Source organism: Micromonospora sp. NPDC048871, assembly GCF_043198155.1.
Lineage (GTDB): Bacteria > Actinomycetota > Actinomycetes > Mycobacteriales > Micromonosporaceae > Micromonospora.
Genome location: NZ_JBICUM010000001.1, coordinates 632,091 through 659,053 on the forward strand (window position 1 = coordinate 632,091; position 26,963 = coordinate 659,053).

General features: G+C 71.9%; 29 protein-coding genes. 12 read left to right on the top strand and 17 right to left on the bottom strand.

What is annotated here, in order from left to right:
* Nucleotides 1–5 precede the first annotated feature (5 nt).
* A complete protein-coding gene (locus ACGFIK_RS03035; RefSeq protein ID WP_393337369.1) occupies nt 6–1,199 on the top strand; it encodes a threonine synthase in 1,194 nt (397 codons plus the stop codon).
* Nucleotides 1,200–1,234: 35 nt separating this feature from the next.
* Here the strand turns inward: ACGFIK_RS03035 and ACGFIK_RS03040 are convergent, their stop codons facing one another.
* From ACGFIK_RS03040 to ACGFIK_RS03050, 3 genes are all read right to left on the bottom strand, one after another.
* Nucleotides 1,235–3,025: a glycoside hydrolase family 15 protein gene (locus tag ACGFIK_RS03040; protein ID WP_393337371.1), complete on the bottom strand. Its 1,791-nt coding sequence runs from the start codon at nt 3,023–3,025 to the stop codon at nt 1,235–1,237.
* A gap of 66 nt (nt 3,026–3,091) precedes the next feature.
* Entirely contained in the window at nt 3,092–3,484 is a 393-nt protein-coding gene (locus tag ACGFIK_RS03045) for a cupin domain-containing protein (RefSeq protein WP_327022494.1), read from the bottom strand.
* Between the two features lie 253 nt (nt 3,485–3,737).
* On the bottom strand, nt 3,738–4,229 hold the full coding sequence (locus tag ACGFIK_RS03050; protein WP_393337374.1) for a septum formation initiator: 492 nt from the start codon (nt 4,227–4,229) through the stop codon (nt 3,738–3,740).
* 103 nt (nt 4,230–4,332) lie between these two features.
* On the opposite strand from ACGFIK_RS03050, the gene ACGFIK_RS03055 reads away from it, so the two are divergent.
* The 3 genes from ACGFIK_RS03055 to ACGFIK_RS03065 all read left to right on the top strand — a co-directional run bounded on the left by ACGFIK_RS03055 (nt 4,333) and on the right by ACGFIK_RS03065 (nt 7,013).
* A complete protein-coding gene (locus ACGFIK_RS03055) occupies nt 4,333–5,028 on the top strand; it encodes a response regulator transcription factor (protein WP_327022496.1) in 696 nt (231 codons plus the stop codon).
* The gene (locus ACGFIK_RS03060) at nt 5,025–6,299 is read left to right on the top strand and encodes a sensor histidine kinase (RefSeq protein WP_393337379.1); all 1,275 of its coding nucleotides are present in this window, start codon (nt 5,025–5,027) and stop codon (nt 6,297–6,299) included. Before ACGFIK_RS03055 ends, ACGFIK_RS03060 begins: the two co-directional genes overlap by 4 nt.
* Before the next feature lie 186 nt (nt 6,300–6,485).
* The gene (locus ACGFIK_RS03065; RefSeq protein ID WP_327022498.1) at nt 6,486–7,013 is read left to right on the top strand and encodes a PepSY domain-containing protein; all 528 of its coding nucleotides are present in this window, start codon (nt 6,486–6,488) and stop codon (nt 7,011–7,013) included.
* A gap of 241 nt (nt 7,014–7,254) precedes the next feature.
* Here ACGFIK_RS03065 and ACGFIK_RS03070 read toward each other — a convergent pair whose 3' ends face one another.
* The gene (locus tag ACGFIK_RS03070; protein WP_327022499.1) at nt 7,255–8,139 is read right to left on the bottom strand and encodes a sulfotransferase domain-containing protein; all 885 of its coding nucleotides are present in this window, start codon (nt 8,137–8,139) and stop codon (nt 7,255–7,257) included.
* A 95-nt stretch (nt 8,140–8,234) separates the two neighbouring features.
* Between ACGFIK_RS03070 and ACGFIK_RS03075 the strand changes: the two genes are divergently transcribed.
* Nucleotides 8,235–9,314, top strand: coding sequence for a hypothetical protein (locus ACGFIK_RS03075; RefSeq protein ID WP_327022500.1), 1,080 nt, complete (start codon nt 8,235–8,237; stop codon nt 9,312–9,314).
* 8 nt (nt 9,315–9,322) lie between these two features.
* On the opposite strand, the gene ACGFIK_RS03080 is transcribed toward ACGFIK_RS03075, so the two are convergent.
* From ACGFIK_RS03080 to ACGFIK_RS03095, 4 genes are all read right to left on the bottom strand, one after another.
* On the bottom strand, nt 9,323–9,604 hold the full coding sequence (locus tag ACGFIK_RS03080; RefSeq protein ID WP_327022501.1) for an adhesin: 282 nt from the start codon (nt 9,602–9,604) through the stop codon (nt 9,323–9,325).
* Nucleotides 9,605–9,885: 281 nt separating this feature from the next.
* Nucleotides 9,886–10,323 (bottom strand): nitroreductase family deazaflavin-dependent oxidoreductase, encoded by a 438-nt coding sequence (locus tag ACGFIK_RS03085; protein WP_327022502.1) that lies wholly within the window; start codon nt 10,321–10,323, stop codon nt 9,886–9,888.
* A gap of 66 nt (nt 10,324–10,389) precedes the next feature.
* Nucleotides 10,390–11,382 carry a hypothetical protein gene (locus ACGFIK_RS03090; protein ID WP_327022503.1) on the bottom strand — a complete coding sequence of 331 codons (993 nt, stop codon included), beginning with the start codon at nt 11,380–11,382 and terminating at the stop codon, nt 10,390–10,392.
* Nucleotides 11,383–11,501: 119 nt separating this feature from the next.
* Nucleotides 11,502–12,098, bottom strand: a complete 597-nt coding sequence (locus ACGFIK_RS03095; protein WP_327022504.1) for a pentapeptide repeat-containing protein — start codon at nt 12,096–12,098, stop codon at nt 11,502–11,504.
* Between the two features lie 70 nt (nt 12,099–12,168).
* Between ACGFIK_RS03095 and ACGFIK_RS03100 the strand changes: the two genes are divergently transcribed.
* The 3 genes from ACGFIK_RS03100 (at nt 12,169) to ACGFIK_RS03110 (ending at nt 15,663) form a co-directional block, all read left to right on the top strand.
* The gene (locus tag ACGFIK_RS03100; RefSeq protein ID WP_327022505.1) at nt 12,169–13,401 is read left to right on the top strand and encodes a serine hydrolase domain-containing protein; all 1,233 of its coding nucleotides are present in this window, start codon (nt 12,169–12,171) and stop codon (nt 13,399–13,401) included.
* A 62-nt stretch (nt 13,402–13,463) separates the two neighbouring features.
* A complete protein-coding gene (locus ACGFIK_RS03105) occupies nt 13,464–14,105 on the top strand; it encodes an NAD(P)-dependent oxidoreductase (protein WP_393337387.1) in 642 nt (213 codons plus the stop codon).
* Nucleotides 14,106–14,211: 106 nt separating this feature from the next.
* On the top strand, nt 14,212–15,663 hold the full coding sequence (locus tag ACGFIK_RS03110) for a M28 family peptidase (protein ID WP_327022507.1): 1,452 nt from the start codon (nt 14,212–14,214) through the stop codon (nt 15,661–15,663).
* 74 nt (nt 15,664–15,737) lie between these two features.
* Here the strand turns inward: ACGFIK_RS03110 and ACGFIK_RS03115 are convergent, their stop codons facing one another.
* Nucleotides 15,738–16,367 carry a DUF6642 family protein gene (locus ACGFIK_RS03115; protein WP_357528661.1) on the bottom strand — a complete coding sequence of 210 codons (630 nt, stop codon included), beginning with the start codon at nt 16,365–16,367 and terminating at the stop codon, nt 15,738–15,740.
* A gap of 289 nt (nt 16,368–16,656) precedes the next feature.
* Here ACGFIK_RS03115 and ACGFIK_RS03120 point away from each other — a divergent pair, with 289 nt between their 5' ends.
* A complete protein-coding gene (locus ACGFIK_RS03120) occupies nt 16,657–17,445 on the top strand; it encodes a D-Ala-D-Ala carboxypeptidase family metallohydrolase (RefSeq protein WP_393337390.1) in 789 nt (262 codons plus the stop codon).
* Nucleotides 17,446–17,528: 83 nt separating this feature from the next.
* Here ACGFIK_RS03120 and ACGFIK_RS03125 read toward each other — a convergent pair whose 3' ends face one another.
* The 3 genes from ACGFIK_RS03125 to ACGFIK_RS03135 form a co-directional block, all read right to left on the bottom strand.
* Nucleotides 17,529–18,071 (bottom strand): hypothetical protein, encoded by a 543-nt coding sequence (locus ACGFIK_RS03125; protein ID WP_327022510.1) that lies wholly within the window; start codon nt 18,069–18,071, stop codon nt 17,529–17,531.
* 110 nt (nt 18,072–18,181) lie between these two features.
* The gene (locus ACGFIK_RS03130; protein WP_393337683.1) at nt 18,182–18,892 is read right to left on the bottom strand and encodes a response regulator; all 711 of its coding nucleotides are present in this window, start codon (nt 18,890–18,892) and stop codon (nt 18,182–18,184) included.
* Nucleotides 18,868–20,109 (bottom strand): sensor histidine kinase, encoded by a 1,242-nt coding sequence (locus ACGFIK_RS03135; RefSeq protein WP_393337394.1) that lies wholly within the window; start codon nt 20,107–20,109, stop codon nt 18,868–18,870. Before ACGFIK_RS03135 ends, ACGFIK_RS03130 begins: the two co-directional genes overlap by 25 nt.
* A 133-nt stretch (nt 20,110–20,242) precedes the next feature.
* Here ACGFIK_RS03135 and ACGFIK_RS03140 point away from each other — a divergent pair, with 133 nt between their 5' ends.
* Genes ACGFIK_RS03140 through ACGFIK_RS03150 form a run of 3 tightly spaced genes read left to right on the top strand, consistent with a single transcriptional unit; the run spans nt 20,243 to nt 22,652 of the window.
* Nucleotides 20,243–21,172 (top strand): ATP-binding cassette domain-containing protein, encoded by a 930-nt coding sequence (locus ACGFIK_RS03140; RefSeq protein ID WP_393337396.1) that lies wholly within the window; start codon nt 20,243–20,245, stop codon nt 21,170–21,172.
* The gene (locus ACGFIK_RS03145) at nt 21,169–21,954 is read left to right on the top strand and encodes an ABC transporter permease (protein ID WP_393337398.1); all 786 of its coding nucleotides are present in this window, start codon (nt 21,169–21,171) and stop codon (nt 21,952–21,954) included. The genes ACGFIK_RS03140 and ACGFIK_RS03145 overlap by 4 nt, the downstream gene beginning before the upstream one ends.
* Nucleotides 21,951–22,652 (top strand): hypothetical protein, encoded by a 702-nt coding sequence (locus ACGFIK_RS03150; protein WP_393337400.1) that lies wholly within the window; start codon nt 21,951–21,953, stop codon nt 22,650–22,652. Before ACGFIK_RS03145 ends, ACGFIK_RS03150 begins: the two co-directional genes overlap by 4 nt.
* A gap of 95 nt (nt 22,653–22,747) precedes the next feature.
* On the opposite strand, the gene ACGFIK_RS03155 is transcribed toward ACGFIK_RS03150, so the two are convergent.
* The 5 genes from ACGFIK_RS03155 to ACGFIK_RS03175 form a co-directional block, all read right to left on the bottom strand.
* Complete coding sequence (locus ACGFIK_RS03155) at nt 22,748–24,364, bottom strand: M28 family metallopeptidase (protein WP_393337402.1); 1,617 nt, start codon at nt 24,362–24,364, stop codon at nt 22,748–22,750.
* Nucleotides 24,365–24,599: 235 nt separating this feature from the next.
* Entirely contained in the window at nt 24,600–25,250 is a 651-nt protein-coding gene (locus ACGFIK_RS03160) for a 4Fe-4S cluster-binding domain-containing protein (protein ID WP_327022517.1), read from the bottom strand.
* Nucleotides 25,243–26,286, bottom strand: coding sequence for a helix-hairpin-helix domain-containing protein (locus ACGFIK_RS03165; protein ID WP_327022518.1), 1,044 nt, complete (start codon nt 26,284–26,286; stop codon nt 25,243–25,245). Before ACGFIK_RS03165 ends, ACGFIK_RS03160 begins: the two co-directional genes overlap by 8 nt.
* Nucleotides 26,270–26,482: a DUF2997 domain-containing protein gene (locus ACGFIK_RS03170; protein ID WP_327022519.1), complete on the bottom strand. Its 213-nt coding sequence runs from the start codon at nt 26,480–26,482 to the stop codon at nt 26,270–26,272. Before ACGFIK_RS03170 ends, ACGFIK_RS03165 begins: the two co-directional genes overlap by 17 nt.
* Nucleotides 26,482–26,934 (bottom strand): hypothetical protein, encoded by a 453-nt coding sequence (locus ACGFIK_RS03175; RefSeq protein WP_327022520.1) that lies wholly within the window; start codon nt 26,932–26,934, stop codon nt 26,482–26,484. Before ACGFIK_RS03175 ends, ACGFIK_RS03170 begins: the two co-directional genes overlap by 1 nt.
* Nucleotides 26,935–26,963: the final 29 nt, after the last annotated feature.

Below are 26,963 nucleotides of genomic sequence, written 5' to 3' on the forward strand. Positions count from 1 at the left end.
GCATCGTGTACCTGACCCATCTCGAATGCCCGCGCTGCGGCCGGGAACACGACGCCGGGGTACCGCAGAACCTGTGTGACTGCGGCTCACCCCTGCTGGCCCGCTACGACCTGGCCCGGGTGGCCGGGATCCTCCAGCCAGAGCGGTTCGGGTTGCGCCCGGCCGACCTGTGGCGCTATCGGGAACTGCTGCCGGTGGCCGACCCCCGGCACGTCACCACCCTGGGCGAGGGGTGGACCCCGATGCTGCGGGCACCGTCCTACGGTGTCCGAATCGGGGTCGACGAACTGCTGGTCAAGGACGAAGGGCTGATCCCTACCGGGTCCTTCAAGGCGCGCGGGGCCGCCGTGGGGATCAGCCGCGCCCGGGAGCTGGGCATCCGCCGGATCGCCATGCCGACCAACGGCAACGCCGGAGCCGCCTGGGCCACCTACGCGGCCCGGGCCGGGCTGGGGGCCATCATCGCGATGCCGGTGGACGCCCCGACCATCTGCCGCCGCGAGTGCGTGGCCGCCGGCGCGGACCTGCGCCTGGTCGACGGGCTGATCAGCGACGCCGGGCGCCAGATCGCCGCCCTGGTAGCGGCCTCCGGCGGTGCCGTCTTCGACGCCGGTACGCTGCGCGAGCCGTACCGCCTGGAAGGCAAGAAGACCATGGGGTACGAGATAGTCGAGCAGCTCCGTTGGCAGGTGCCCGACGTGATCGTCTACCCGACCGGGGGTGGGGTGGGGCTGATCGGCATCCACAAGGCCCTAGGCGAGCTGCGGGAGCTGGGCTGGATCGAGGACCGGCTGCCCCGCCTGGTGGCGGTGCAGTCCACCGGCTGCGCGCCGATCGTGCGGGCCTTCGCCGCCGGGGAGGACCGGGCCCGGCCCTGGTCGGACGCCCACACGGTGGCCTTCGGCATCACCGTGCCCGCGCCGCTGGGCGACGAGCTGATCCTGTCCGCCCTGCGGGCCACCGCCGGCACCGCGATCGCGGTGGACGATGCCGAGATCCTGGCCGACCTGCGGGACTTCGCCGCCCGGGAGGGCCTGCTGCTCTGCCCGGAGGGGGCCGCCTGCCTGACCGCCGTCCGTAAGCTGCGGGCCGGCGGATGGATCCGCGCCGGGGAACGGGTGGTGGTGCTCAACACCGGGGCCGGGGTGAAGTACCCGGACACGGTGGACGTCTCCGGGGTGCCGGTGCTGCCCGCCTGACCGTTCTCACCTGGCCTCGCCTGGCCGAGCCTCGGTCAACCCCCGGCCAGCTCGGTCAACCGCCAGGCGGCGTTGATCAGGCCGATGTGCGACAGCGCCTGGGGGGTGTTGCCCAGGTGTGCCCCGCTGTCCAGGTCGATCTGCTCACTGAGCAGCCCCAGGTCGTTGGCGTGCCCGGTGACCTGCTTGAACAGCCGGGCGGCCCGCTCGGGTTCACCGGCCATCGCCAGGCACTCCACCAGCCAGTACGAGCAGAGCAGGAAGCCGCTGGGCTCGTCCCGCCAGCGGCGGACCAGCCCACCGGCAGTGCCCAGCTCCCGTTCCACGGCCGCGATGGTGGCCCGCATCCTGGGGTCGTCGGCCGGCAGGAAACCCATCACCGGCAGGTACAGCACGGCGGCGTCCAACTCCGGTGAGCCGAAGGCGCCGGTGTAGATCCCCCGGCCTTCGTGGAACCCCTCGCGCAGCACGGTGGACCGGATCTCGTCCCGCACGGCCGCCCACCGCCGCACGTCCGCGCGTTCCCCCAGCCGGGGGGCCAGCCGCACCGCCTTGTCCAAGGCCACCCAGCACATCACCTTGGACGACAGGTAGTGCCGTTCCCGGTCACGCGGCTCCCAGATGCCCCGGTCCGGCAGCCGCCAGGTGGCCGCCACCTGCTCGGTCAGCCCCAGGACCAACTCGCGTAGCTCGGCGTCGAACTCCTCCCCCAGGTAGCTGCGCAGCAGCCAGACCGCGGAGACGATCTCGCCGGGCACGTCCGCCTGGTGCTGCCGCCAGGCATCGTTGCCGACCCGCACCGGGGTGCTGCCGGCGTACCCGGCGAGGTGGGGACAGAGGTGCTCGTTGATGTCGCGTTCGCCCTCCAGCCCGAACAGCACCGGGATCGGGTCGGCGCCGATGCGGCCGATCGAGCGGGTGGCCCAGGCGAACAGTCGGGAGGACTCCGTCGGGCAGGCCGCCACCCACAGGGCCCGCAGGGTCATCGCGAAGTCCCGCAACCAGGCGTAGCGGTAGTCGTAGTTGCGGTCGCCGCCGATCACCTCCGGCAGGGAGGTGGTGGCCGCCGCGGTGACCGCACCGCTGCGGGCGTACGTCAGGCCGGTGAGCACGGTCGCGCTGCGCCGGACCAGATCGGGGTAGCGGCCGGTGTACCGGTGGCTCTCCCGGAATGCCTGCCAGGCCTGGGCGGTGTCGGCAACGGCCGCTATCGGGTCCAGTTCGACCGGGGAACCGCCGTAGGCGGCGGCGTAGGCCAGGTCGAAGCCGAGCACCTGGCCTTCGGCGATCTCGAAGTCCTGTCGTACCCGGTCGTCCTCGGCGCGCAGGCGCAGCTTGGTACAGCGCAGCACCAGGTCGACCGGGCCAGCCGCCACCTGCACGGTCCCGTCGGCCCGTTCCCGCAGGTACGGCATGGTCAGGCCGTACTCCGGTCGGGGTCGGAAGTCGACAGTCATCGGCACCCGGCCGGACAGCCCCTCCACCACCCGCACCAGCACGGCCGGGGAGTTCATGCCGAGTTCGTGAGCCCGGGCCCCCGGTTCCCCGGCCAGTGCGTCCGTGACGGCAACACTGCCCTCCGGGGTGTGGTGCACGGTCCGCAGCACCAGGGTGTCCGGCAGGTACGACCGCTGCACCCGGTGCCCGGCGGACCCGACGGCGGCCGGTGCGATGCGCCAGTGGCCGCCGTCGGGGTCGAGCAGGCGGGCGAAGACGGACGGGGAGTCGAACCGCTGCGGGCACCACCAGTCGACTCCGCCGTCCGTGCCCACCAGTGCGCTCGTACGCAGGTCGGACAGGAAGCCGTAGTCGGAGATGGGCCGCATCCCAGGCGCGTACCCGGTCTTCGAGAGGCCTCACCTCGGGGCCGGGCCGCTGCGGTGGCCGACGGATCAGGAGGTCGGTGGTTCGTCCTTCCCGGCGGCCTCGGCCTCGTCGGCCTCCTCCTTGGTCCGATGTACCGCCTGATCGGCGTGCTCCGGCGGGCCGTAGACCGTGTAGAGCACCAGCGGGTTGGGGCCGGTGTTGACGAAGTTGTGCTTGGTGCCGGCCGGTACGACCACCAGGTCGCCCTGCGCCACCTCCCGCTTCTCACCGGCCACCCGAGCCTCCCCGGTGCCGCTGACGAAGGTGAGGATCTGATCGGTGTCCTCGTGGACCTCCTCGCCGATCTCACCCCCCGCCGGGATCGTCATGATCACCAGTTGGGTGTGCTCTCCGGTCCACAGCACGCGGCGGAAATCCGGACTCTTCTCGGCGACGGTCGCGATAGTGAAGTGCTCCATGCCCGGCACATACCCCCTGACGGGCCTCGCCACGCCGGGATCGGCAGATGGTGCGATTGAGCACGGATCTCGGGTTTGTCAGGCCCTCGAACGGGGATCGCTATCTCGGCCGGCAAGCTCCGGCGAGCCAGGTCCCCGCTGACGTACCGCCGTACGGCTGCGGTGGTGGGAGACGGCCGAGCGCGGCGACGTCTCGATCCTCGGATCGAACGGCGCCGCGCGCTCATTCCTCCCACCGGCCCCGCGCCGGGTGTCAGTCGTTGTCGACTTCCAGGACCGGGACCCCGTTCACGCAGCGAACCGACAGCTCGTGCTCCCCGCTCGGGCCGACGAAGCTCACCTCGGCGTCGTCGTCGGGCCCTCGGTCGTAGTCGTCGACCCGGTAACCCTGCCGGGGAGTCCAGGACACCAGGTACACCCCGCCCGGTACGCATTCGGCCACCACACTGCCACCGGACCCGGTGAAGCTGCGCCGGCCACCGGCCTCGGCGCTCGGGTTGGCCGGGGTGGCGGGCGTACCGGTCGGCGCCGTCGGACCCGGGGTCGGTGCGGCGGAGGTGGTGGCGCCGGGAGCGACCGGGGGCGGCTCGGCCAGGGCCCGGGCCACCTCCTCCTGGCTGCGGACCCCGCCGGGGGTGCCGGTGAGGCTCTCCCCCACCAGTTGGATCGCGGCGACCCCGATCAGCATGGCGACGGCCGCGGTGGCCAGCCACCCGGCGACGGCGAGGAGAGTACGACGGCCCATGCCCCGACTATCCCCGATCGCCGGTTGGGCCGAGGTTCAGCCAACCCTAAGAACGGGTTAACGTCACCGGTTTCGCGGCCTCGGCGGGGATACCCTGCCTGCTGTGGCCCGCCTGCTGTTGATCGAGGACGACCTGACCATCCGTACCCCGCTGGTGCGGGCCCTGCGTGAGCGGGGCCACGCGGTGGCCGCCGCCTCCACCGCGATGACCGGCCTGCGGGACGCCCTGGACGACCGGCCGGACCTGGTCGTCCTCGACCTGGGCCTGCCCGACCTGGACGGCCGGGAACTGCTGCGGATGTTGCGGGCGGTCAGCGCGGTACCGGTCATCGTGGCGACCGCCCGCGACGACGAGCGGGAGATCGTCCGGGTGCTGGACGCCGGGGCCGACGACTACGTGGTCAAACCCTTCACCGCGGCCCAACTCGACGCCCGGGTGCGGGCGGTGCTGCGCCGAGGGCCCGGCGGACCGGCCGAGGAGGACCCCACCCTGGTCGTCGGGGGCCTGCGGATCGACCCCCGCGCCCGGCAGGTCAGCCTGGACGGGACGCCGGTCGAGTTGACCCCCCGCGAGTTCGACCTGCTGCGACATCTGGCCAGCCGGGCCGGTGAGGTGGTGACCAAGCGGGAACTGCTGACCGAGGTGTGGCAGATCCCCTACGGCGGGGCGGACAAGACCGTCGACGTGCACCTGTCCTGGCTGCGCCGCAAGCTCGGCGAGAACGCCCAGCAGCCGCGCTACCTGCACACCGTACGGGGGGTCGGGGTGCGTCTGGTCGCCCCGGAGGTGCTCGGGTGAGGGCCCGCCTGGCGCTGCTGGTGGCGGCGGTCAGCGTACTGATCGTGATCGCCTTCCTGGTGCCGTTGGCCCTGCTGCTGCGTACCGCCGCCGAGGAACGGGCCACCGTACGCGCCACCGGGGACGCGCAGAGCCTCGCCACCGTGGTCGGCACCGCCGACCCGGACACCATCCGGCTGACGGTCGACCAGCTGGTCGCCGAGTCCGGTCGACCGGTCAGTGTGTTCCTGCCCGACGGCACGGTGCTCGGCTCGCCCGCCGAACCCACCCCGGCGGTGCAGTTGGCCGCCCGGGGGCAGAGCCTCACCGCGGAGACCTCCGACGGACGGGAGGTGGTGATCGCGGTGCTGGGCCGAGCCGACGGCACGGCCGTCATCCGCACGGTGGTGCCCTCCGCCGAGATGACCGCCGGGGTGGGTCGGGCCTGGCTGGTGCTGGCCCTGCTCGGGGTGGTGCTGGTGCTGATCGGCCTGGCGGTGGCCGACCGGTTGGCCCGGACCCTGGTGCGGCCGATCAGTGAACTGTCCGCGGTGTCCCACCGGCTGGCCAACGCCGAACTGGACGCCCGGGTGCAACCGGCCGGGCCGGCGGAGCTACGCGAGGTGGGCGGCGCGCTCAACCATCTGGCCGGCCGGATCCAGGAACTGCTGGTGCAGGAGCGGGAGCAGGTGGCCGACCTGTCCCACCGGCTACGTACCCCACTGACCGCCCTACGGTTGGAGGCGGAGTCCCTGCGGGACCCCCAGGACGCCGCCCGGGTCACCGAGGCGGTGGACGGGCTGGAACGGACCGTGACCGGGCTGATCCGGCAGGCCCGCTGGCGTACCCCAGCCGACGGGGCGGTGGCCACGGACGCCGTGGCCACCGTGACCGACCGGGTGGCCTTCTGGTCGGTACTCGCCGAGGACACCGGCCGGGCGATCGAGCTGGACCTGGCGCCCGGTCCCCTACCGGTCGGGGTACCCGCCGACGAGTTGGCCGCGGCGGTCGACGCGCTGCTGGGCAACGTCTTCGCGCACACCCCGGACGGCACCGCCTTCGCGGTACGGCTGGCCCCCGCCGGCCACCAGGTCGCGCTGACGGTCGCCGACGAGGGACCGGGCATCGCGGCCGACTCGGTACGCCGGGGCGCCAGCCAGGCCGGCTCCACCGGCCTGGGACTGGACATCGCCCGCCGGGCGGCCCAGGCCAGCGGCGGCCACCTCGAACTGGGTGAACGCCCCGGCGGCGGCGCCGAGATCACCCTCTACCTGGGCCCCCCGAAGACCTGACCCCCGCCAGCGGCGTGATCGACTCCGTTACGCCGTAACGGCGGGGTCCCACCGCCTCCGACACCACCGTTTCGGCGTAACGGCGGGCAGACCGGGGTCCTTAACCCGGCCTTAGTGTTCGCACAGCGCGGGGCTATCCCGCCGACACCGATCCTCTAAGGCAAGAACCGAGGAAGGGTGAAGACGATGAAGCGCAACCCCCTGTTGTTGGTGGCGGTCGGCGGTACGGCGGCGGTGCTCGCCGCTACCGGAGTGTTCCTGGGTGTCACCGCCGCCGACAGCAACCAGGCCCGGCCCACGAAGCTGATCGCCGCGACCAGCTCCCCGACGACCGCAGAGGTGCCGGACGAGGCCACCCCGGCCGCGCCGAGCGACCCGGCCGCCACCGTCCCGGCCGCCCCGAGTGACCCGGCCGCGCCGCAGACCAGCCCGGTGGTGCCGACCGAGGGAGCGACCCCGGGCAGCGGGCAGGACGCGGTGAGCGCCGAGCGGGCCGGTGAGATCGCCCTGGCCAAGGTGGGCGGCGGTCAGATCACCGAGGTCGACCGGGACCAGGAGGACAACCGGCCGGTCTGGGAGGTCGAGATCGTCAACGGCGACATCGAGCACGAGGTCGAAATCGACCGGGAGACCGGTGAGGTCCTCAAGGCCGAGCAGGAGCCGGTCGACGACGACGATGACGACGATGACGATGACGACCGGGACGACGACTGATCGCAGCGTTGACGGGGCCGCCCCGGCATGGCATCCGCCGTGCCGGGGCGGCCCTCTTTTTCGGCTGCCTCAGCCAGAAAGCCCACCTTGAGGTGGGTCACCCAGCGGTGCGGCAGCGGGGCATCGCAGCCGACCTGCCCCACGCCCGGATCGGGCCGGGGTTTCGGGGCGGCCCCGGAGTATGACCGCCGGGGGTTCGGGGGGAGGGCAACCCGGCCCGGAGCGTTGCCCCGGGGCGCGGTCAGCGACCGCGATGCAGCCAGGCGAGCAGGTCTGGCGGGGCCAGCGCGGCGGCCCGCGCCTGGTAGCGGGCCCGGTCGGCCGCGTCGAGCAGGGCGCTGCCCTGGCCGGAGCGGCCGGTGCGGAAGAAGGCCTGCCGGTCTTTCAACACTCCGGCCGGATCCGGGGCGAGCCGGTCGGCCCGGGCGCGCATCCGGTCGAAGGTGGCGGCCGCCACCAGTTCCGGGCCGGGAGGGTCGAGATCCAGCAGTTCGGCTAGGCGACGCATCTGCCCGGCCAGGTCGGCGCGCAGGTCGTCGTAGTGGACCAGGTGGACGTTGGGCTGGTCGCGTCGCGCCCAGGCGTCGTGCAGATGCCACATGACCCCGGGCAGCGAGTCCAGTTCCTCGCGCGGGTCGGGGTCCGCGTCGATCCAGCGTACGAGCGCCTCTGCGATGGAGGGGCGAGGCCGGTCGGGTTCCGGTGGCCGGGGCCGGCCGGTGAGTTCGGCCAGCCGGGCCCGGTCGAGGTTTGCGCCCTGGTGGAACAGGGAGACCGCCAGGTCCAGCGGATGACGGGCCACCACCAGGTAGTGCACCTGCGGATCCATCGGCACACCGTCCAGTGGGGTGTGGGTCTTGATGAAGCGGCGGTGCCGCTGGGCGGCCAGTCGCGCGTACACCTGATCTGCTGGTTCTGCCAGCCAGTCCAGCCAGGGCGAGAGGGTCGGCAGGGGTGCCGGCAGGTCCGGGGTACGCAGGACCAGCAACGCGCAGATCATCTGCATCCAGGTCGTGCCGCTCTTGGAGCGGGTACTGATCACGATGTCACCGGGACGCAGCGGGAATCCTCGCCAGCGGATGCTGTCCTCATCGACGGATCGGTAGCGGGTCGGCGAATCAGGCACCCGGTGACGGTAATCCCGGCAGTCGCCCACGGTCCCGGGATTTCCTCACCGTTTGCCCTGTGAGCTGGGCAATCACCTGGCTACATTGAATTATGATGCCCGCCCGAGCAGGACGGGCGACGCAACCGGTCTATCGCCCCCTGCTAGCCGCCACCCGCGGGGAACTCGAAGCGCTCAGTCACCTCGACGGCGTCCACACCCCTGTTGTCGTCCCGATCCTGCGATTGTCCACAACAGATCTACCACTGCCCGATCTGCTGCACCGACTCCCGGCCGGGTTGGTGCCGGCCATCGACGTCAGCGCCCTGCCCGACGGGGTGGAGACCGAACTGGTCCGCTGGGGCGTACCGCTGATGCCGGTGATCTGTCTGACCGACGGTGAGCGGCGGCTGGCCGCGCACGGGATCACCGCCCGGGCGTACGCCGGGCGGGCGGTGGTGCGGCTGCGCATCGACCAGGACCGGGCGGGACCGCACGCCACCACCGCGAGCGTGGAACGGATCTGGCGGTACGCCCGGCTGGCTCCCGAGCAGTGCGATCTGCTGGTCGACTGCGGGGAGGTGGGCTGCCGGGCGGACCTGCGGACCGTCGAGCCCCGGGCCCGCCGGGCGCTGGAGTGGGCCCGCCGGCATCCCTGGTGCTCGGTGAGCGTGGCGGCCGGGGGTATGCCATCGGCCCTGTCCCGGCTGCCCACGGACGAGCCGGTGCGGGTGTGCCGCTGGGACTGGCTGCTCTGGCAAGGGCTGGCCGACCTGGAGGTCGGCTTCGGCGACTACGGGGTGATGTCCGCGGCGCCCGGCGGGGCCCTTCCGGGCGACCGACTGCCGACCCTGCGCTACACCGACGAGGACGCCTGGTGGGTCTACCGCTGGTCCCGGCGGGGCGGGCGGGGTGACGAGCGGATGGCCGACCTGTGCCGGGCCCTGGTGTCGGCTCCGCACTGGCCGCCGGCGGGGGCGGACTTCTCCTGGGGCGACCACGAGATCCTCCGGCGGGCCCGAGGGGTGGCCGGAGCCGGCTCGACGACCAACTGGCTGGCCTGGAGCACCTCCCACCACCTGGCCCAGGTGCTGGCGGCGCTGCGCCCGCCGACCCGGGGCGGGCACGGGCGTTCCGGCCCGCAGCCGCCGCGCAGTCGGGCCCCGCGCGGCGGCCAGACCCGCCGCGTCGGGTGAGCCGCGGGCTACTGCTTCTCGGTGAACCCGAACTGCACGACTCCCTCGTCGTCGACGGAGGCGTCGACCGAGGCGTCCCCGAGCAGGTCGGCGGCGTCGGAGTCGAGGAAGATCCGGGCACCCTGGGTGTCGACCACCTGGTCCCCCTCGACGGGTGCGGCGACCAACTCGACGGTGAGCGATCCGGCCTGGGTGTCGGCGGCGATGCGCACCCCACCGCCCTCGGTAACGTCCTGCTGGGCGGCGAGGTCACGGATCACCAGAACAGCGTTGTCGGTCATCGTGAGCATGGTGGGACTCCTCGTGGCTTTCACTCGGCTCCGGCACGGACGCGGGAGGTGTCGCTCGCGGGCGGATCACCCGCCACCCGCACGCCGGAGATGTGGCGGCGGCCGGTGCTGGCCAGGGCCGACGTGGTCGCCGGAGGACGGCCAGACACCGTCGCATCGGGGCAGCTCAGGGCCCCCTCCACTGCCCACGGTGCCCCCCGTCGAGCCATCCGTCAAATCGGCTGGTTCCGATGGGGTTGCGGGTGTGGACACCGTGATCGGGGGTATCGGAGGGGGTTGCGTCAGACCCGTTCCAGCAGCACCACCGGGATGTCCCGCTCCGTCTTGGCCTGGTAGTCGTCGTACGCCGGCCAGATGTCGGTCATGATCGGCCAGAGCCGGGCCTTCTCCTCGGCCGTGGCGGTCCGGGCCCGGGCGGTGAACCGGTCCGGGCCTACCTGCACCTGGACGGTCGGGTCGGCGGCCAGGTTGAGATACCACGCCGGATGCCGGGGATCTCCGCCCTGGGAAGCCACGATCACGTACGCCTCCCCGTCCCGCCCGTAGATCAACGCGGTACGGCGCAGGTTCCCGCTGCGCCTGCCTCGGGTGGTCAGCAGCAGCGTGAAGACACCTGGACGCCACTCGTGTCCCTGCTTGCCGTCGGTGGCCACGTACCGGTCGATGTGCTCGGCCACCCAGCCCGACGGGCTGTCCAACACCTGCTCACTCGTACTCATCGGTCCTCCTGGATGATGGTCATCACCGGACCTACGCTACTGACCGATCGGCCATCGGACCCAGGATCACCGCAGCGCCATCGCCTGAAGGCCGACGAAGCCACAGTGCGGGGTGAAGGTCTCCTCCACCGTCCAGGAGAGCAGCAGCCGGGTCCCCTCGGGTGCCTGGAACCGGATGGTGACCTGCGCGGACCTGCTGGTGTGCCGCTCCTCCAGCCGTACGGTGCGACTCGGACCGCCCTCGGCCAACCGCAGGTCCAGCCGGCCCCGCGCCATCCACACCCCGAGATAGACCGTGGCGGTACGCGGCCGGCCATCGGCGGTGACCGCCAACTGGAAGCCGTTGCCCGTACCGCAGACGTAGGCCCCCTCGGAGGTGGCCTCGACGGACCGCACCTGCGCGCCGTCACGCCACCGGAACAGCTCCTGATTGCCGTCCCAGCCGCTGCGGTCCCCCGGGCCGCCCAGGTCCCGCAGTTCGCCGGTGCCCTCGCGTTTGCGTACGGTGTCCTGGGCACCGCCCAGCCCCCAGTGCATCCAGTCGCGCCGGCCCGCCTCGGTCAGGTGCACCGTTTCGGGGATGTCCGCCCGGCTGACCGTCAGGGTGGTCGGCACGGCCACCGGTGCCGGCGACGGCGGGCTGACGCTCGGAGTCGGGCTCGGGCTGGGTGGCCGTTCCCGGGGCCGGAGACCGGGTACCGCCAGGGCGGTGGGCACCGGGCCGGGCAGGCTGGGTCGGCCGACCACCGCCGGCAGGCCGCCGGGCTGCGGGGGCTCCTGCCGGGCGGGCTCGGACCACCAGCCGACGAAGGCGACCAGGGCCAGCAGACCGACGAAGGCGGCCAGGGCCTCCATCGCGTACCGGCGTCGGCGACCGGCCCGCGCCGACCGCCTGGCGGCCCGGGTGGTGGCCGGCTTGACACCCTGCTGCTCGTAAGCGAACGCCGGTGGTCCGGACGGCTGCTCGGGGTAGGAGCGGTGCCGGGCACTGCCTCGGCGGCGTGTCCCTCGGGTCCGGGGGGATCTCGCCTCGGTCGGTGCGGCGGGTTCCTCGGCCACCGACTCTCCACTTCTGCCGGACCGGACTCGCACCGGTCTGCTCGACCCGGACACGGGCCGACCCACCTTGACATTACGGACACCCTCGACGCCAGTCGATGGATGGGGTCGCCGAAAGGTCAGCCGCGGACGTCGAAGCCGAGGGCCTGGGCCAGGACCATGGCCTGTCCGACATCGACCAGGGTGTCGACGCGCTGCACCACCGTGGGGTCCAGGCCGGTCAGGTCGCTGCCCCGCAGGTCGGCCCGGGACAACCGGGCGTTGCGCCAGTTCACCTCGGACAGATCGCTGCCGGTGATCGTCGCTGCGGTCAGGTCGGCACCGGCCAGATCGGTCTCCCGCATCCGGACCCCGGTGAACCGGGCGCCGCGCAGGTCGGCCCCGGCCAGGTTCACGAAGGACCAGTCACCGCCGGTGACCGTCAGGGGGCGCAGGTCGCACCGGTCGAAGGTGCTGCCGACGAACTTGCAGCCGGTGAACTCGGCCTCGAACAGGTTGCACCGGACGAAGGTGCAGCGGGTGAAGGCCGAGTCGACATGCCGGGAGATGTTGAACCGCACGTCACCGAAGGTGCAGCCGGAGAAGGTGGCCCCCCGACTGGTCGCCTCGGTCAGGTCGACCCGGTGGAAGGCGCAGCCGAGGTAGTGCCGGTCGGCAAGGTCCTCGGCGTACCAGTCTTCGTCGTGAAAGGTGACATCCTCGATCGGCTCCGGCATACCGGGAGGTTAACCAACCCGACCGACAACCATCTTCCCCACGCATCAACCGGGTCGGTAGGTTCGACCGGTGAGCATCGCACGCAGCACCGACCCGGCCCAGGTCGGTTTCGATCCGGCCCGGCTGGCCCGGATCGACGAGCATTTCGGCAGGTACGTCGAGGACGGCCGGTTGACCGGCTGGCAGGTGGTGGTCACCCGCCGGGGCGAGGTCGCGCACTGCTCGACCTACGGGCTGCGCGACCGCGAGGCCGGTGCCCCGGTGCAGGCGGACACCCTGTGGCGGATCTACTCGATGAGCAAGCCGATCACCTCGGTGGCCGCGATGATCCTCTGGGAGGAGGGTCGGTTCGAGCTGACCGACGAGATCAGCCGGTGGCTGCCGGAGTTCGCCGACATGCGGGTCTACTCCAAGGGGTCGACCCTCAAGCCGTACACCGTGCCGGCGGTCGAGCCGATCCGGGTCTGGCACCTGCTGACCCACACCGCCGGTCTGACCTACGGCTTCATGCAGACCTCGGTGGTCGACGGCCTGTACCGGGCGGCCGGCTACGACCTGTACCCGCCCTCGGACGTCGACCTGGCCGGGGCCTGCCGGGCCTTCGGCGAACTGCCGCTGCTGTTCCAGCCCGGCACCGCCTGGGGTTACTCCGTCGCCACGGACGTACTGGGCCGGCTGATCGAGGTGGTCTCCGGGCAGAGCCTGGACTCCTTCCTCACCGAGCGCATCCTGCGCCCGCTGGGCATGGAGGACACCCGCTGGTACGTCGACGGTGCCGACGCCGCCCGCCTGGCCGCGCTGTACGCCGCGGACCCGGCGACCGGCCGGGCGGTGCGCTACGACGCCCTCGGTGCGATGGCGTACGAGAAGCCCACCCTGCTCTCCGGCGGGGGTGGCCTGATCTCGTCCGCCGCCGACTACCACCGCTTCACCCAGATGCTGCTGCGCGGCGGGGAACTGGACGGGGTGCGGCTGCTAGCCCCCCGCACGGTGCGCTTCATGACCAGCAACCACCTGCCCGGCGGCCGGGACCTGGGCGCCCTGTCCACCGGGGGGTTCGCGGAGACGAACCTGGAGGGGGTCGGCTTCGGTCTCGGCTTCGCGGTGGTGCAGGATCCCATCCCCAGCCGGGTGCCGAGCAGTGTCGGGGAGTACTACTGGGGCGGGGTGGCCAGCACGGCCTTCTGGGTGGACCCGGTGGAGCAGGTCACGGCCATGTTCTTCACCCAGCTGATGCCGTCGAGCACCTGGCCGATCCGCCCTCAGTTGCGGCAACTGGTCTACGCGGCGCTGGTCGGCTGAGCAAGGCAGCGGGATCGGGCGTTCCGCCGACGGCGACCCGGCCCGCTCCATAGCCTGGGACCGTGAGCGAGATCGTCGTGTTCGGAGCGGGCGGCACCGCAGGTTCACGGATCGTCACCGAGGCCTTCGACCGGGGTCACCGGGTGATCGCCGCGGTACGCCGCCCGGAGGCCACCACCTACCTGCCGGCCGGGGTACGGGTGGTCACCGGCGACGCCACCAGCGAACGCAGCGTGCGGGAGTTGGCGCCGCTGGCGGACGCCCTGGTGGTGGCGATCGGCGGCGGCGACCGTACCCTCTGGCCCGACGCGACCCGGGCCCTGCTCGACGGGTTGCGGGGGATGCCGGCCGCGCCCCGGGTCATCCATGTCGGCGGCGGGGCCACCCTGCTGTCCCCCTCGGGGGGCCGACTACTGGACGAACCGGACTTTCCCGAGCAGTACCGTGACGCAGCCCTCGGCCAGGCGGAGGCGCTGGAGCTGTACCGATCCCATGCGGACGGCGTGAGCTGGACTTATGTCTCGCCGCCCCCGCTGGAGTTCCATCCAGGTGTGCGTACCGGGCGATATCGCACCGGAACCGACAGCCCGGTTACCGACGCTCAAGGCCGGTGTGCACTCAGCTATGAGGACCTGGCGGTAGCGATCATTGATGAAATCGAGAATCCGCAATTTCTGGATTCCCGTTTCACTGTCGCTTACTGACCCCCTGATCTTGAGTAAGGGCAGCTCGCGAGTTAGATTCAAGCCTCCATGACCCGGGCGGCACCCCCTCTGCGCCCGGTTCTACCGCAATTCAGGAGGCGCAGCCTTGTCTTCATTCGACGACACCGTGACACCCCTACACGAATCGTCCAACTCCATCGGGTCCGGGTTCCTCAATCGTCGCCGGGTGCTGACCGTCGCCCTCGGTGGCGCCGCCACCGTGGCGCTGCCCGTGCCCGCGTGGGCCGCCAACGACAAGCGGCCGGGTTCGCACAAGCCGCCGAAGCTCACGCCGGACGACCGGAAGGTCATCGCGCAGATCTCGTCGCGCCGGGCCCTGGAGCACCTGGTCAAGCTGTCGGAGGACATCGGGCCGCGCATCGGTGGCACCAAGTCGGAGCGGAAGGCCGCCGACTACATCGCCCGCCACTTCGACAAGCTGGGCTACGACACCACCCTTCAGCCGTTCACGGTCGCCGACAAGTTCACCGGCCAGATCAGCACGCCGCCCCGCGGCCGCAAGCTGCCGAAGGACCTGAACTGGCAGACCGGGGCCAGCGCCCACGCGGCGTTGGACACCAAGGTCACCGGTGACGTGGTCGACGTCCGCGCCGGCGCGGCCAGCGACTACCCGGCCAACGTACGCGGCAAGATCGTCCTGGTGGACTACGTCGCCGCCCGGCGTGAGCAGCTGGTCGCCACCGCCGTCGCGGCCGGTGCCGCCGGTGTGATCCTGATGGCCGCCGACGCGGCGCCGCCGCGCCTGGCCGGGACCTTCTCCCCCACCCTGCCCGGCTCGGCCAACAACCCGGTGCCGATCCCGGTGCTCGCCGTCGCGCAGTCCCAGAAGCACCGGCTGCGCGAGCTGCTGGCCACCGGACCGCTCACCCTCACCGTCGCCACCACCGCGCACCGCAACCTGACCTCGAACAACGTGCTGGCCGAGCGGCGCGGGAAGTCGGGTGCGAACGGCCCGATCGTCATGATCAGCGCGCACTACGACACCGTCATCGGTGCCCCGGGCGCCAACGACGACGGTTCCGGCACCGCGCTCTGCATGGAGCTGGGCCGGGTGCTGAAGTCGATCCCGACCAACGCCACCATCCGGTTCGGCCTCTGGGGCTCGGAGGAGCAGGGCCTGATCGGCTCGCGCTACTACGTCCGCCAGATGCCGCAGGCCGAGCGGGACCGGATCCTCGCCGTCTACCAGAACGACATGGTCGCCACCAGCTGGGACCCGGCGACGAAGTACTGGCTGCTCTCCTTCGACGGCCAGGACAACCGGGCCACCTCCGAGGTCGCCGCCGCGGCCCGCCGCCTCGGCTACGAGCCGCAGATCTCCCCGGTGACCCAGCGCGGCTCCAGCGACCACCAGTCCTTCCAGGAGGTCGGCATCGCCAGCGCCAACTTCTCCTGGCGTGGCGAGGAGTCCCCGGCGCTGCTGGAGCCTCCGTACCACACCCCGGAGGACACCATCGCCAAGAACATCAGCCTGGAGCGCCTCCAGGTCTCGATGGAGCTGATCGGCACCGCCGCCTACGCGACCGCGCGGGCCTGATCTCTCGGAACACCTCGGACGGGGTGCGGCCGGTCGGCCGCGCCCCGTCCCCCGTTCGGGGGCGGTTGCGCCGATCAGCCGACCCGGCCGGCCGAGGACTGGCTGGGCACCCGGGGTCGCACCGAGGGCCGCCAGGCCCGGCCGTTGGCGTAGATGACCCGGAACCCCAGGTACGACGCCAGGGGCGCCCAGTGGGCCGAACCCATCCGCAGCTCGGCGGCGTTGTGCCGCTGGCCGTTGGCCAGCACGTCCAGCAGGACGGTCTCGAACGCGGCCGACTCCACCCAGTCCACCTCGCGGGTGAAGCCACAGATCAACGCCGCGCCGGTGACCGCCAGGAACTCGCGCAGCACCGGCTCGGGGGCGCGCAGCACCGAGCAGCTGCCGAAGTAGAGTCGTCGTCCCTCGCAGCGCCCGGCCATCCGCTCGGCCACCTCGGTCAGCTCGACGGAGTGCCAGTCGGTCAGACAGAGCCGGTTCGGCTCGCCGTGCATGGCGAAGAAGCCCAGCCGGTAGTCGGCGTACTGCTTGAGCAGCCAGCGGTCGACGAAGTAGAACAGCTCGTCGCGGGTGGCGGCGTCCTTGTGGATGAAGCGGATCCGCCCGAGCCGTTCGAGTAGTTCGAGGGTGGGCAGCACGGACCCTCGTTCGTTGAGATCCCGGTGCCACTGACCCTCGACGCAGAAGATGCCACCGCGCGCCACGCCGCCTCCCGTCGCAACCCGCGCTGACGTTACCGGGATCACCTCTGTCAGGGAACCTCACCGATGCCGGGGCCAGCTGCGAGGTTGTGGACCGCCAGGGCGCGGCTGGGCGGCATTGTCCGAATGACAAACGGCGACAATTCTCAGCGATTCCTCAGGTAAGCCAATTTCCGAGGACAATTCGCGTTAACTGCCACGAATCCGCCCCTCAGGTGCGAGGGTGAATCTGCGGGACCACCCTGGTCAAACTCCCGCATACCATCCCTGTCGCTCTATCGGGAGGACTTCTGTGCGCGTACACACTGTGAAGCGGGCTCTGGTCGCCCTCGCCCTGGCTCTGCCGGGCGCCGCGATCGCCGCGGTGGTCGCCGCACCGGCGGCGCACGCCGACGCCTGTTACACCTGGGACCGCACCCTCTACCAGGGGCGGTCCGGCAGCGACGTACGAGAGCTGCAACTGCGGGTGGCCGGCTGGGCGGGCAACCGCGACATCGTGGAACTCGACGGCCGGTACGGTCCGAAGACCGCCGCCGCAGTCCGCCGGTTCCAGTCGGCCTACGGCCTCACCGCCGACGGGATAGCCGGGCCGCAGACCTTCGCCAAGCTGTACCAACTCCAGAACGACGACTGCACGCCCCGGCACTTCAGCTACGCCGAGATGGACGACGGCTGCGGCCGGGGCGGGTGGACCGGGGGCCCGCTGACCACGGCGCAGACCCGCGAGAACGCCCTGCGCACGATGTGGAAGCTGGAGGCCCTGCGCCGCAGCCTCGGCGACCAGCCCATCATCGTCACCAGCGGCTTCCGCAGCCGCACCTGCAACAACCAGGTCGGCGGGGCCTCGAACAGTCAGCACCTCTACGGCAACGCCGCCGACCTCATCTCCCGGGACCGACCGCTGTGCGACCTGGCCCGCGCGGCCCGCAACCACGGGTTCAGCGGCATCATCGGCCCCGGGGTGTCCGGCCACAACACCCACGTGCATGTCGACTCACGGCGGGAGAACAACCGGGACAACATCACGAACAGCACCTACTGGGCCGCCCCGGACTGCGGGATCGCACCCGGTAACCGCTGAAGCATCGACGTCGGCCCGGGGCCAGGCGGGGGGAACGACCCGCGCCCCGGGCCGACGTCGTACCCGCCGGCGGGCGAGCCCTGTCAACTCGCCCGTGGCCAGCGCGGCGCGGTGGCGGGGGGTGCCACCGGCCGGCCGGTGCCGGCGGCGCGGGCGCCGGCCCGCACGGGGGGAACCGCCACCCGGGGAACCTGACCACGCACCGGATAGCCGGTGACGTGGCCCTGGCGTGGCGGATACCCGGCGGCCCGGTCGGTCCGCGGTGGGTGGGAGACGGTCCGGTCGCCGCCCGACGGACGGGCCGCCGGGGGACGTCCCGGGTTGGGCCCGTTCACCAGGAACGGGAACGGTACGTGCACGAACGGGTTGCCGTGCCGGATGAGGGCGTCGAGCTGCCGCTCGTTGAGCCCGTGGTTCAACAGCACCTGCCGGCCCCAGCGGTGCAGGCGGCAGGGGAACCGCGATCCGTCGTTGCGGCACAGCGCCCCGGAGGGCCACTCCTCGGCCGCGTGTACCACCACCGCCCGGACCGCCAGCCGGACATCCTCGGGGGTCAGCGGCGTCGGCACCGGCAACTCACCCAGAATCTGATCGATGGGATCCGTCGACTGCTCATCAACTCGCACGGCAGGCCTCCCGCAACTCCGGTGGCGGTGCGCTTGAGCAGCGCACCTCAGACATTGGTACGGTCCCCACAGCGGGATGGTTCAACCGCCCGCACGGACGAGTTCTCGCCTCAGACCAGTCCGGCGTCGTGCACGAGCAGAGCCACCTGCACCCGGTTGTTGAGGCCCAGGCGGGCCAGCAGCCGAGAGACGTACGCCTTGACGGTGGCGACACTCATGAACAGCTCTGCGGCGATCTCGGCGTTGGTCCGCCCCCGACCCAGGGCCACCGCCACCGCCCGTTCCCGTTCGGTCAGCCCGGCCAGCAGCCGGGCCGCCCGATCCCGCCTCGGATCGGCGACCGTACCGGCCGTGACGTGCGCGATCAGGGTGCGGGTGACCGTCGGGGACAGGGTCGCCTCCCCCGCCGCCACCCGGCGTACCGCCCGCACGATCTCCGCCGGTGGGGTGTCCTTGAGCAGGAAGCCACCGGCACCGGCGCGCAGCGCCCGCAGCACGTGCTCGTCCGCGTCGAAGGTGGTCAGCACGAGCACCTCGGGCGGTCTGGGCAGGGCCCGCAACAGCTCGGTGGCGGCCAGCCCGTCCATCCGGGGCATCCGGATGTCCATCAGCACCACGTCCGGCCGGCAGGCCGTGGTCGCGGCCAGCACCTCGCTGCCGTCGGCCGCCTCCCCGACGACGGTGAGGTCGGGGGTGCCCCCGAGGATCATCGACAGCCCGGCCCGGACCAGGGCGTCGTCGTCCACGATGAGGATCCGCACCGGTGGGGTACCCGAACCGGGCTGCTGTTCGGCGGTCATGTCGCCGGCCAGGGCAGCCAGGCGGCCAGGCGGAAGTCACCACTGCCGTCGCGGCCGTGTTCCAGCCGCCCGCCGGCCAGGTGCACCCGCTCGGCGACGCCGATCAGGCCGGTGCCGGCGCCGGGGATGGCTTCCCCGGTCGGCTCGCCCACCGGCCACCGGTTACGGATCTCCACGCTCAACCCCTCGGCCGGTGCGCCACGCAGCCCCACAGTGACGGCCGCCCCCCGGGCGTGCTTACGGGCGTTGGTCAACCCCTCCTGCACGATCCGGTACGCGGTCCGACCGGTGGCGGCGGGCAGTTCCGCCGCAGCGGACACCTCGTCCCGCAGCTCTACCCGGACCCCGGCGGCCCGGGATTCGGCGACCAGGGTGGGCAGGTCCGCGATGGTGGGCTGGGGACGCTCCGGCTCCGTGGCCAGCGAACCCTCCGTCCGCAGCACCCCGATCACCTCGCGCAGATCCTGCAGGGCGGCATGGGCACTGCTGCGGATCACCCCGGCGGCCCGGGCCACCTCCTCTGCGGGGGCGTCCGGACGGAATTCCAGGGCCCCGGCGTGCAGGCTGAGCAGGGAGATCCGGTGGGCCAGCACGTCGTGCATCTCCCGGGCTATCCGGGTGCGCTCCACCTGCTGGGCCTGGGCCACCCGCAGTTGCTGCTCGGCCTCGGCCCGCTCGGCGCGCTCCCGCAGGGACAGCACCAACTGCCGCCGGGCCCGGACGAACATCCCCCAGGCCAGCACCAGCAGGGTGATCACCACCCCCCAGATGGTGGCCGGCCAGTAGGTCAGGTCGGGATCGGGACGCAGCAGCGCGAAGAACATGTTCGCGACCAGGCCACCCGCGGTGACCGCCAGGGCCACCGCGGTACGCCGGTGCACCACGACCGTGAAGTAGATGACCAGCAGCGAGACCACCGAGGTCATCGAGAACGCCGACAGTGGCAGGGTGGCCACGGCCAGCCCGACCGGCCAGCGGCGACGGAACCACAGGGCCACCGCGAAGGACACCCCGATCACCGCGTCCGCGACGATCATCCAGGGGTACGGCAGCCGCTCGGCGTAGGCCGGCCTCGGGGAGGCCGCGTCCAGGGTGGCCACCACCACCCAGCCGATGGCCACCAGGAAACAGAGGCTGTCGACCAGCCAGTCCCGGGGGGTACGCCGAAAGCCCGGACGGGTGGGATCGAGCGCCCCCGGTAGCAACCCGGGATGGTCGGGGATGACGGCGCTGGTCACAGGCGCAATGGTAGGCAGCCCAGGAGAGTCGGACCAGCTACCAAAGTCGACACCTGGGTGCCTACCTTGGTCGAGGCGACGACAGACCCTCGGCCGCTGTGCTCGACCGGGTGGCCTGGGCAGGCTGATCGGCATGATCGCGGTAGAGCAGCTAACCAAACGATACGGACGGCACACCGCAGTCGATGACGTGTCGTTCCACTGCGAGCCGGGCACGGTGACGGGCTTCCTGGGCCCCAACGGGGCCGGCAAGTCCACCACGATGCGAATGATCTGCGGACTCACCCCACCGACCTCCGGCACCGCCACCGTGACCGGTCACCCCTACCGCCAACTGCCCAACCCCGGCCGTACGGTCGGGGTACTGCTGGACGCCTCCGCGCAGCACGCCGGACGGACCGGTCGGGAGGCGCTGATCCTGGCCGCCGCCACCATGGGGGTCGACCGGCGGCGGGTGGACGAGTTGCTCGACCGGGTGGGGCTGACCGGGGCGGCGGCCGGTCGCCGGGTCGGGAAGTACTCCCTGGGTATGCGGCAGCGGCTCGGCCTGGCCCAGGCCTTCCTCGGCGATCCCCAGGTCCTGGTGCTGGACGAGCCGGCCAACGGCCTGGACCCGGAGGGGATCTTCTGGATGCGCGGACTGCTGCGCGACTTCGCCGACCGGGGTGGCACCGTGCTGCTCTCCTCCCACCTGCTCCGCGAGGTGGAGGCGGTCGCGGACCGGCTGGTGATGATCGGGGGTGGCCGGATCGTGGCAGAGGGCAGCAAGGAGGAACTACTCGCCGACAGCGGCACCCTGGTGCGGGCCCGCGACCGGGAGGCGTTGCGCGAGGCACTGCGACGGGCCGGGCTGCCGGTCAGCGATGGCACCGACGGGCTGCTGGTCGACGCCGACGGCGAGGCGGTCGGGTTGGCCGCCGCTGAGGCCGGGGTACCGCTCACCGAGCTGCGCCCGGCCGGCGGCGGCGGCCTGGAGCAACTGTTCCTCACCCTCACCGCCGGACAGGACCGGATCGCCGGCCCCCTGGCCCCCGTAGCACCGACCGAGGAGACTCGCCGATGACCACCGCCCTCGCCCGGACCGTAGGCACGCCCGCCCCGGCCACCAGCCGGACACCCTCCCTGGTCCGGCTGACCGGGGTGGAGCTGCGCAAGCTCGTCGACACCCGGGCCGGACGCTGGCTGCTGATCGCCATCGGCCTGGTCGCCGCCGTCATCATCACCCTGCAACTGGCGTACGCGCCGGACGACCAGCAGACCTTCGCCAGCTTCTTCGGCACCTCCCTGTTCCCGGTCGGGGTGCTGCTGCCGGTGCTGGGCATCCTGTCGATCACCACCGAGTGGTCGCAGCGCACCGCGCTGACCACCTTCGCGCTGGTCCCCCGCCGGGAGCGGGTGATCATCGCCAAGCTGGTCGCCGTGCTGCTGGCGGCGCTGGCCTCGGTGCTGGTCTGCCTGGCCGTGGCGGCTGTCGCAACACTGGTCGCCGAGGCGACCGGCGGGGCGGGCATCTGGCGTCTGGACGGAATGCTGCTCGTGCACGCCCTCGTGCTCCAGGTGTCCACCGCCCTGATCGGGGTGGCCTTCGGTCTGCTGTTGCTGCACACCCCCCTGGCCATCGTGGCCTACCTGGTGCTGCCGATCGCGTGGTCCATCCTGGGCGCTCTGGTCCAACCGCTGTACCGCGCCGGGGAGTGGCTGGACACCAACCGGACCATGGAACCGCTGTTCACGCCCGAGATGACCGGCGGCCAGTGGCAGCGGCTGGTGGTGTCGCTGCTGTTGTGGCTGGTCGTACCCTTGGTCGCCGGTCTGGTCCGCACGATGCGTCAGGAGGTTACGTGACGGCGTACGGGAAACCGACCGTGGTCAGTGACGGTGTCGGGGAACTGGTGGTGCTCTGGGGCGGGTTCCCGATCGTCGGGGCCGCCGTGGGAGGGCTGCTGGCGGCCGGCGCGGGCTGGGTGACCGACCTGGCCTGGACACCCGCGCAGGGACTGTTCCGGCTGGTCGACGGCCTGCCCGACGGGTACGCCCTGGGTGGCGGGGTGGGGCTGGGGGTGCTGGCCGGTCTGGTGGTCGCCGCGATGGGCACCGCGGACCGGGTGCAGGTCACCGTGGACGGCACCCGGGTCCGGTTGCGCCACCAGGGCAAGGAGCAGGAGATCGCTCGGTCGCAGACCCGGGTGGTGTTCGTCGACGGCAAGGATCTGGTGCTGCTCGACGGCGGCGCGGGTGAACTGGTCCGGCAGCGGTCCGACCTGCCGACCGACCGACTGGCCGCGGCGTTGCAGGAGCACGGCTGGCCCTGGGCGGACGCCGACCCGCACCGGGACGAGTACCGGCGCTGGGTGCCCGGCCTGCCCGGCCTGCCGACCGGCGCGGACGCGCTGCTACGCGCCCGGCAGGAGGCCTTGGAGCGGGACCGGCGCGATGAGGCTCGGGAGTTGCGCGCGGAACTCGGCCGCTACGGCGTGGTGGTCCGCGACGACGCCAAGCGCCAGTACTGGCGGTTGACCCGCTCGGACCGGTCACCACAGTGACGGTCTGCGCCTAGCGTTACCCGAACGCGTTAAAAAGGGGCCCCTCCTCTGCCGCAGGCGTTAAGAAGGGGCCCCTCCTTTCGAGCTGAGCCGACCTACTTCCAGTGGTGCTTGTGGCCGTGCTTGTGGTGGTGCTTGTGTCCCTTGCCCTTGCCCTTGCCCTTGCCCTTGCCCTTCCCGGGTGCCTTGCCCGGCACCCCGTTGACGGCCGAGGTGTCGAAGGCAAAGGTGATCACCGAGGCGGCCACGGCGTCGGAGTTGACGTCGAGGGCGAACACGTTGACGTTGCCGTGGAGCTTGTACTTCTTGCCCAGCGACTTGTACACCGCCGGGTCGCCGCCGTCGGCGACCGGCGTACGGCTGTCGCAGGCCAGGTGGTAGCAGGGGTCGTAGGCGACTCCCGCCACACCCCCGAAGAGGGCGGCCTCCTCGGCCGTCTTGACGCCTTCCGCCCCGGTGAACAGACCACCGGCGGGGATGTTGACGTCGATGAAGGCGCCGTAGTCCGAGCGACCGGTGAAGTCGGAGGCCACCGTGGGCAGCTTCCGGGAGGCGAAGAACTTCTCGAACTCCTTCTCGATCTGCGCCGAACCCTCCGGCCCCGGGCCGGAACCCTCCTGTGCCGAGTCGTCACCGTCGTACACCCCGAACACGTAGTTCGGCGAGCCGATCATGTCGAAGTTCAGGTAGAGGGCGATGTCGTCGACCTGCTGCGGGCTCAGGCTGTCCACGTAGTACTGCGAGCCGATCAGACCCGCCTCCTCCGCGCCCCACCAGGCGAAGCGGACCGCGTTGTACGGCTTGACCTTCGCCATCTGCAGGGCCACCTCCAGCAGCGCGGCGCTGCCGGTGGCGTTGTCGTTGAAGCCCGGCCCGGCCGGGTCCGAGTCCAGGTGCGCTCCGGCCATGACGACGTTGTCGGTGCGGCCGTGCTTGCTCTGGGCGATGACGTTCTCGGTGCTGCGGATCTCCGAGGTGGTGTCGGCCTCGATCCGCACGGTCAGGCCCGGCGTGGTGGCGAACTGCGCACCGGTGTAATAGGACACCGAGACCGCCGGAATGCCGACCGGGGCGCCGAGGGTGCCGGCGAACAGGTCGTACCGGTCCGCGTTGGCCTCCGGCGTACCGTTGCCCTGGTTCATCATGATCGCGCCGATCGCGCCGGCGGCCTCCGCGTTGGCGACCTTGTCACCGAAGGCGCAGGTACCGCGCTGCACCAGAGCGATCTTGCCGACCACGTCCACCCCGGCGAAGTCGCTGGCCTCGCAACCCGAGGTCGAGGCCCGCGGCGGGTCGAGGGCCAGGTCGACCGGGACGACGAGCCCCTGGGCGACCCCGGCGCCGGAGTAGTCCATCAGGGTGTAGTCGGCCCCGTCGACGTACGTCGTGGCCGTCGGCGCCACCTGGGCGAACGAGGAGCCGAACTCCTCGTAGAAGGCGAAGTCGAACTGCTGCCGGGTCACCTGGTACCCGGCCTTCTTCAGCAGCCGGACCACGTAGTCCGCGCTCGCGTCGTAACCCGAGGTTCCGGAGGCGCGAGTGCCGTTGTTGGCGTTCGCGATGTCCTGGAACTTGTCGAGGTGCTTGAGTACCCCCTTGACCGTCACCGCCTTGGTCAGCTTGGCGACGGTGTTGTTGTTCGGGCTGGCCTGCGCCGGGCCGGCCAGCGCCATCGTGCCCAGGAGGGTGCTGGCCGCGATAGCGGCAACCACCCGCCTACCTGAGAAAGGCACCACGATGTGCCACGTCCTTCCTCTGTGGAGATCCGGCTCCCCGCACCCCCGTGCGCCGGATGTTTGGTGGCCATCCTGCTGCACCGGACAGGACACGGCAAAGCATCTGTTCAGTCGGGTCACATAGACGTTCGTTCCAGTACGCCATCTGCCTCGGTGATTGGCCCGCAGCGACGGTGTCCAATGGCGACGATTGAGGCAGGTCAACGGCGGTTCAGCGGTGCGGACCCCGCAGGCCGGCCAGCAACTCGTCCAGGGAGTCCGGGTCGGCCCACCCGTTCACCGCGACCCGACCGGCCGGGTCGACGGTGATCTCGACCCGGTCCGGGCTGACCGACAGCTCGTCCAGCAGACCCGGGAACCGGTCGCTGAGCAACACGAACTCCTGATTGGTGGAACCCACCCAGGGGCGGGCGGTGTCGATCCGGTCCGCCTCGAAGGGACCGGCCACCAGCAGGTCGGTCGCCGCCAGCAGGGCGGCCACATCGGTACGCCCGGCCTCGACGGCCGCCGTCAACCGGGTACGGGTGTAGCCGGTGAAGGTCATCACGGACAGTCCGGCCGCGCCCACCTCGGCGGCCACCTCGGCCAGGGCGGCCGACTGGTCGAAGGGTTCCCCACCCAGCAGGGTCAGCCCCTCGGTGCCGGCGTCGAGCACCCGACGGGCCAACTCCCTCGGGGCCACCTGCTCGCCGCCGCGAAACCCCCACAGGTGGGGGTTGAAACAGCCGGGGCAGCGGATGGCGCAGCCCTGCACCCAGATGGCGGTCCGCTCCCCCGGCCCCTCGGCCCGGGTGGTGGGAAGGAACCGGGCCAGGGCCACCGTCTGCGCCCCGGAGCGCGGAATCGGAGCAGGTTCAGACATCCAGTACGCGTCCCTGCGGGGGTTGCCCCGGCGGTCGGATCGGCCGCGCGCAGACCAGACGGTCCCGCAGTCGGGCGTACTCGTGCGGGGCCAGTCCGGCGGCGGCGACGAACTCCGACAGGCTGCCGAAGCCACCCCGCCGGTCCCGCTCGATCAGCACCTGCCCGGCGCGCTGCGAATCGAACCCGGGCAGGGCGGCCAGGTCGTTCAGCCCGGCGGTGTTCACCTCCAGCGGCCCGGTGTTCGCCTCCGTCGGCCCGGCGGGGGTCACCGGTTGGCCCGGCCCCGACCCGGCGGCAGGTCCGAAGTAGTCCGTCGGCAGGGGCGGCGGATAGGCCGCGAAGGTCGGATCCCCGACCGGATACCCCGGGGCCGTCGGCGGGGAGTACGCCGGTGCGGTCGACTGAGTCGGCGGATACCACCCGGAGGTCGGGCCGGTGGGCGGGTAGGTCGGCGGATCGACCGGCGTGGCCGGCGGGTAGGACGACGAGGTCGACGGGTAGGTCGGGTAGGTGGGCGGGGTGGCCGGGCTCAGACTCGGCGGGGGTGCCAGGGTGCCGGGCGGGTACCCGCCGATCGGCTGCTCGTACCAGGGGCGGTAGCCGGCCAGGTGGCGCAGCCAGGCGGAGTTGATCAGGCAGGCGTGCACGATGCCGGCGATCCAGACGGCCAGCATCAGGCCGACCATCCAGTCGGAGAAGGCGCTCTCCGAGTCGGACGAGCCGGTCAGGATGAACGCCGCCCAGCCGACCACCAGATAGCAGCAGCCCGCCAGCCACCAGGCCGGCCGACGGGCCCGCAGACCCACGTAGAGGAAGCCGAACCCGCCGAGACAACTGAGGCCGAGGATCGGCAGCAGCAGCCACCAACTGTGCAGCAGACGCCAACTGAACTTCGCCGCCGGCGAGGGCTCCCCGGCCGGCATGAGCCGGGCCGCCGGATGGCCGACTCCTCCCGGCCCGGCCGGCGGGTAACCGGTGGAGGGCGCGTACCCCTCGGAGGGCGGCCACCCTCGCGGGTCATGCCCGCTCGACATCGTGCTTCTCCTGGCGCAGGACCGCGGGGGTACGGGCGTGGTCGGCGGTGAAGGCGCTGTGCACCGCCCGGGCCGCCAGCAGGTCCTCCAGCACGGCGACATAGTCCAGACACTGGTCGCCGAGGATGTCGTGGGTCTCGGCGCTGACCTCACCGGAACTACTCACGGTGATCACGATCCGGGGTCGCTCGGTCATCAGGACCGCCCCTGCACGGCGAACACCAGTCGGACACTGTCGTCCTCGATTACCTGTTCGGACTCCAGCCGCAGACCGGCTGCGGGGGCCTGCTGACGCAGCCGCTCCAGCACCGCCCGCTGCACCTGCCGTCCGTACGCGACATCGATGGCCTGGACCACCTCGACGGCCCGCTGCTCGTCGACCTCGCCGGCGAAGTGGGCCGACCAGATGCCGTCCGCATCGCGCTGGAACCTAGCCCGTACCCCGGCCCAGTCCGCGGTGATCACCTCATGGTCGACGCCGACCACCGCAGCGGTGTCGTGAAGGGCGGCGGCGAGCAGGTTCTCGTCCCGCATCCGGGTCTGCACCTGGCAGACCACCCGGCCCTGCCCGTCGCGGCCGGCCGAGACGCCCTGGGCCGCCGCCACGGCCGCGACGGCCAGCGGCAGCAGTACCAGCGAGATACTCATGATCGGTCTTCCGTTCTCCCTCGGGCGGA

What these genes read in the sequence shown, in the direction of transcription:
- ACGFIK_RS03170 (WP_327022519.1), bottom strand. Translation starts at nt 26,482, where the DNA reads ATGACCGAGCGACCCCGGATCGTGATCACCGTGAGTAGTTCCGGTGAG.
- ACGFIK_RS03160 (WP_327022517.1), bottom strand. Translation starts at nt 25,250, where the DNA reads ATGTCTGAACCTGCTCCGATTCCGCGCTCCGGGGCGCAGACGGTGGCC.
- ACGFIK_RS03050 (WP_393337374.1), bottom strand. Translation starts at nt 4,229, where the DNA reads ATGGGCCGTCGTACTCTCCTCGCCGTCGCCGGGTGGCTGGCCACCGCG.
- ACGFIK_RS03040 (WP_393337371.1), bottom strand. Translation starts at nt 3,025, where the DNA reads ATGCGGCCCATCTCCGACTACGGCTTCCTGTCCGACCTGCGTACGAGC.
- ACGFIK_RS03065 (WP_327022498.1), top strand. Translation starts at nt 6,486, where the DNA reads ATGAAGCGCAACCCCCTGTTGTTGGTGGCGGTCGGCGGTACGGCGGCG.
- ACGFIK_RS03145 (WP_393337398.1), top strand. Translation starts at nt 21,169, where the DNA reads ATGACCACCGCCCTCGCCCGGACCGTAGGCACGCCCGCCCCGGCCACC.
- ACGFIK_RS03175 (WP_327022520.1), bottom strand. Translation starts at nt 26,934, where the DNA reads ATGAGTATCTCGCTGGTACTGCTGCCGCTGGCCGTCGCGGCCGTGGCG.
- ACGFIK_RS03165 (WP_327022518.1), bottom strand. Translation starts at nt 26,286, where the DNA reads ATGTCGAGCGGGCATGACCCGCGAGGGTGGCCGCCCTCCGAGGGGTAC.
- ACGFIK_RS03075 (WP_327022500.1), top strand. Translation starts at nt 8,235, where the DNA reads ATGCCCGCCCGAGCAGGACGGGCGACGCAACCGGTCTATCGCCCCCTG.
- ACGFIK_RS03085 (WP_327022502.1), bottom strand. Translation starts at nt 10,323, where the DNA reads ATGAGTACGAGTGAGCAGGTGTTGGACAGCCCGTCGGGCTGGGTGGCC.
- ACGFIK_RS03045 (WP_327022494.1), bottom strand. Translation starts at nt 3,484, where the DNA reads ATGGAGCACTTCACTATCGCGACCGTCGCCGAGAAGAGTCCGGATTTC.
- ACGFIK_RS03095 (WP_327022504.1), bottom strand. Translation starts at nt 12,098, where the DNA reads ATGCCGGAGCCGATCGAGGATGTCACCTTTCACGACGAAGACTGGTAC.
- ACGFIK_RS03140 (WP_393337396.1), top strand. Translation starts at nt 20,243, where the DNA reads ATGATCGCGGTAGAGCAGCTAACCAAACGATACGGACGGCACACCGCA.
- ACGFIK_RS03080 (WP_327022501.1), bottom strand. Translation starts at nt 9,604, where the DNA reads ATGCTCACGATGACCGACAACGCTGTTCTGGTGATCCGTGACCTCGCC.